We start from the raw sequence: 4,660 nt of genomic DNA, 5'->3' as shown, positions 1-4,660 counted from the left end.
ACCATGCGACCAAAACCGTCGTAGCGATAATCAAATTTATCACTGCCTTGTACTTGGTTATGCGGTGCTTCGGTGTGCGGACGAGTCAGTAAATTGGCTGCTGCATCATACAGAAAGTGTTCGGTTTGCACCGACCCTAAATGCGCTGTCAATTGTCCCAGCGGGTCGTACTGATAACTGTGGTAGTACCAATGTCCGGCGGTAAAAACCTCGCCCGTTTGACCATAACTGACACTGCGCTCGATAAGTTGATTGCGTTTATCCCAACGATAACGACGGTCTATCACCGGGGTCACAAACTGTGAGGCATTCATTTGGCGCGCCACTTGGTGCGTAATACGTCCCCGACAGTCATAGCCCGTTTCATTGTCTAAGGCGCCACTGGTGCGCAACGTTTCTCGGTGTAAACGGTCTCGTTGATATTCCGCCAATACCGTCAGTTGCTCATTATCTCGCCATTGCGTTTGTTGTAAATGCCCAGAGCCGTAATACAGGTATTCAAATGCCCTTTGATGGGGCAACTCGGTGCGAGTGATATTACCCAGCACATCATAGTGATGCTGATGGTAAACTCTAATTTACATAACCAACAGTAATTTTTTTACTATTCAATAAATAATATTCTAGATTTAATCCTCTAAAGCTAGATTCATTTATATGAAAATTTAAATTCATAATTTTGACAATTATTTTAAAAAATAACTTATTATTTTTTGCGCAATACTTTTTTAATTTTAATATTTCTTTTTCATTATCTTTAAGAACATAATATATATAATTCATATATATGATATCTGATATAAAAAAATTACATTCTGATTGATTTTCATTAACACAATCAACTAATATAGAAAATATTTTATTATCATCTGAATAATTATTCATAAAAACATCAGGGTTTACGTAATCCAAATAATAATCATCATATGGTATTTCATAGCTATCAGTTTGATTTTTATTCATAATAAAATCGATTGAATTTATATGAAATACTTTTATTTTTTCTAAAGCAATCTTATTCTCTATACTATTTGCCATTGCAGATGATAATGAGTGGATATGTTTAATTAATTTTTTAACATCTACCCAATCATTAAATCTTATGTTAAAAAATAGTATATTATTTTCTATTTTAAATAGATTACCATAAAACTCCTCTCCCCCAAGTAAACAAGCTAAGTAATTAATAATTTCTGTTTTATGTTCATCCATATCATAATTAAACTTGTCAGATATATTTTCCATATATCTTAACTGATTAAGAGCATAAATAATTTTTAAATTTTTCTCCTTATAATATTTATTAGTATTAATCAAAAAAATAGATGGTAATTTTCTTAAGAAAAGCAAAAAAATATTATATCTTTCGTATAAATTTTCATTTAGAGTATTATCTACTTTCTCAAAATCAAATAAATCCGTCCACCAGGATAAAAAAAGAGGCTTGCTTTCTTGCATATGTAAAGCGAGAATCATCTCTAGCTTATTCTCATCTTTATAATATATTAATTCATCATCGTATAATGTAGGTGTTCTAGAGTTAAATAACTTATTTAACTTATACTGATAGATATCATTTAAGTTCATGTTCACTCACCTATGCAATAAAAACAATATTTAATAAAGAATAGATATTTATATTAAATCATCATATCTTTGATAAGTAACGCCCAAAATTAAGACCTTTAAAACTATTAATATTAAGATAAAATTTACGGTTAATAATTCTACTTATTATTTTTAAAAAATCTTCTTTATTTTCTTTGCAAAATTCTTCCAAGGCTAATATGTTAGATGGTTCTTCTCGTAGAATATAATATATATAATTCATAAAAATCATTTCGGAAACAAAAAGATTACATTTTGATTGTCCTTCCTTTATACAATCAGTCAACACTCTAAAAATATTATTTTTATTTTCTAAATAATTATTATAAAATATATCTGGATAAGTATATTTTATATATATATCACTATACGGAAGCGAGTAATTGTCAGTACTATCTAATAAAAAATCTATTGTCGACAATTGAAATTCCCTTATTACTTCTAAATATTTCCTATTACTATTTCTTGCTGTTCTTTTCGCAAAAGAGTGTATTAATTTTATTAGTTTTTTCACTTCAACATAAGAACTATTTTTTATATTAAAAAATAGTTTATTATTTATCACTTGAAAATATTTATCATAACGAGACCCTATTCCCATTTCATACATTAAATAATTGAATAACTCAGATTTACAATCATCAGGATTATCTTTAAAATCAAGTCCATTCTTTAATTGATTAATAAAATAAGAAACAAATAAATTTTTATTTCTATAACACTCAGTTGTATTAATCATAAATAATGAAAAAAACATCTTCAAGAAAGGAAAAAAGTAAAAATAATTAGACTTAGTTCTACTAGATAGCAGGTTATATATTTTTTCAAAATCAAATAAATCACACCACTCATATAAAAAAAGAAAATCATTATTTTTTATATGAAGAGATAAAACCTTCTCTTTATTTTTTCCAGAATCTATAAATATAAATTTTTCTTCATTAATTGATAAGGCTCGTGAATTAAAAAAACTTTTTAATTTATATTGGTATATATCATTTATATTTACATTCATTTTCAAAGGCTCTAACATTTTTTATTACTCCAATATTTTCCCATTTTCCTGTTTTTATTTCTGTTTCTATTCTAGCACTCTTTATCTGTTTATTAAATTCATCAAGCAATCCAACACCTATACCTATTGCTCCTATTTCGTTTCACAATTACGATGAAGATTGTAAACAACTGTATAGTATTAATACTGGACAGTGAATATATTCAAACAACTAAAAAGATTAAAATGCTGATAAGGGAAATGATATAGTGTGATATATCTGCTTTGGTGTGGGATTATACAGCCAAAGCAGATAATTATATTATTTAAATTACAGGTTCATGTCTTTTATTCGTTAGAGTTGTTGTCATATAATTTAATTGGGATATATCCTAATGATTCCATTATCTATCTTCTCATTAATTATCAGCATAGGGGAAGTTTCGATGGTAAAATAATGTTCGATATAAGTATCTAGCCACATACGCTGTTCTATATTTATGATTTTATTATCTTTATAAAGATATTTTTTCTGAAACTTTCCTCTTCCAGCTCTTTTAATCGTTTAGCATCACTGGCTTCCATACCACCATACTTTGATTTCCTATTGCAATATATGACGTTGCTGATCTCTTTTTAACGACAAGTTTTAGCAAAAATTTTGCTCTCACGAGCATGATTTAAGATTTTTGTTTTATGTGCAATATCTCGTTTAGCTTTAATGTTCATCATATCTGACCTCCGGCAACAATTAGAAAAAAACAATTGTCAGCCGAAGTCCAGACTTTCATAAAGATTTAACTATCCTCCCAGTTTTTATTTTAGCTTAAAAGTATTTTTTCAATATATTCACTAACCTTTGAATTAACTCCTGATATATACTCGTTATCTTTACCAGAGTAAAATTTTAAAGAACCTTCCAAATTATCATGAAGAACTAGAAGATCATAAGCAAGTAATTTTGGGATAAGCGAAGTACTTTGATAATCAGTCATTACTTTATCAAGTGACATATATAGCCTATCAATTATATTTGCATCCAAATCATCCGCCAATCTAATCATTTCCACTACATCAATAATAGTTCTATTAAAATCAAAATTATTATCGTTCATAATCTACCTATTAAAGAGGATTAATCGCACCCGCTGGAATGGGGCCGTCAAACAACACTTCTGAAGAACCTTTCGCCAGCCGCCTTGCAAATTGATTACCTAAGAGATCTAGTCCTTTAGGGGATGATATGTCAATTGCGCCACCAGAAATTTTACGCAAGTCTATTTCAACAATACGATTCCCTGATTTCGCAGCCCATCTTTCAGCAATGCTTAAATCTTTTGTTGCTGATATAAACTGAGATGGAGAGCGACTGCCTGATGTTACATGCCCAGCAACAGTTTTTATATTATTTGGATTAAGGGAAAATAACCCGGATAAAGGATCTTCATCGGGCCTAATGACTCTATAAACTTTCCCAGTAGTTATACGGTCAAATTCACTAGTAGGCGCGCATGGTTTTAATCCGAGGGGGTCAATATAACTTAAAGGATTTGGCGCATAAGCATATAAGTTTATCCCCCCTGCCAACCCTATCGGGTCTTGCTGGGTAAAACGGCCTAAATCCGGGGCATAGTACCTGAACGTATTATAATGTAACCCAGTATACTCGTATCATCCTGATACTCGCCCTACGGGCCAGCGCAAGCGCTGTTCAAATTTGTTCCCGACAAACTTGTCTTTGTCGAAATACTGCCCTTGAAAACGCAGGTTCTGTTCACGATTAAACGTGCTTGTGGGGCGGGTTTGACGCTGTAAATGTCCCCAAGCACTGTATTGCCCTTGCCAAACGATTTCACCCTCACAGTTGTTCAACGCTTCCGGTAAGCCACTTAAACTGCTGTGCGTATAATAAATCGCCCGTTGCGGATTAAGTGGGTTATCCGTGCATTCAATGCGGGCTAGAGGCGTATAACTTTGGTCATTGTAAGCATGATAAACCGTGGTATGGGGCGCTGCGCTGCTGTGCTCAGACACCAGTCGCATCCCTACCCAGCCAAA

General features: G+C 31.5%; 3 protein-coding genes and 4 pseudogenes. All 7 read right to left on the bottom strand.

All coding sequences use genetic code 11. The features are described from left to right. Positions 1 to 548, bottom strand: a pseudogene (locus tag AACQ49_RS05025) (RHS repeat-associated core domain-containing protein); the annotation flags it as partial. Positions 549 to 573: 25 nt separating this feature from the next. After that, the gene (locus AACQ49_RS05020) at positions 574 to 1,587 is read right to left on the bottom strand and encodes a hypothetical protein (RefSeq protein WP_049203036.1); all 1,014 of its coding nucleotides are present in this window, start codon (positions 1,585 to 1,587) and stop codon (positions 574 to 576) included. Between the two features lie 61 nt (positions 1,588 to 1,648). After that, on the bottom strand, positions 1,649 to 2,641 hold the full coding sequence (locus tag AACQ49_RS05015; protein ID WP_161778914.1) for a hypothetical protein: 993 nt from the start codon (positions 2,639 to 2,641) through the stop codon (positions 1,649 to 1,651). 471 nt (positions 2,642 to 3,112) lie between these two features. Then, positions 3,113 to 3,232, bottom strand: a pseudogene (locus AACQ49_RS18435) (IS3 family transposase); the annotation flags it as partial. Between the two features lie 9 nt (positions 3,233 to 3,241). Further along, a pseudogene (locus AACQ49_RS18430) lies at positions 3,242 to 3,334 on the bottom strand (IS481 family transposase); the annotation flags it as partial. Positions 3,335 to 3,423: 89 nt separating this feature from the next. After that, positions 3,424 to 3,717, bottom strand: coding sequence for a hypothetical protein (locus tag AACQ49_RS05010; RefSeq protein WP_049197147.1), 294 nt, complete (start codon positions 3,715 to 3,717; stop codon positions 3,424 to 3,426). Between the two features lie 379 nt (positions 3,718 to 4,096). Then, a pseudogene (locus AACQ49_RS05000) lies at positions 4,097 to 4,660 on the bottom strand (RHS repeat-associated core domain-containing protein); the annotation flags it as partial.

This window comes from Proteus sp. G2675 (genome assembly GCF_963886535.1).
GTDB classification, from domain to species: domain Bacteria; phylum Pseudomonadota; class Gammaproteobacteria; order Enterobacterales; family Enterobacteriaceae; genus Proteus; species Proteus mirabilis.
Note: the sequence above shows the minus strand (reverse complement) of the source record. Positions and strands in the feature narration are given on the sequence as shown.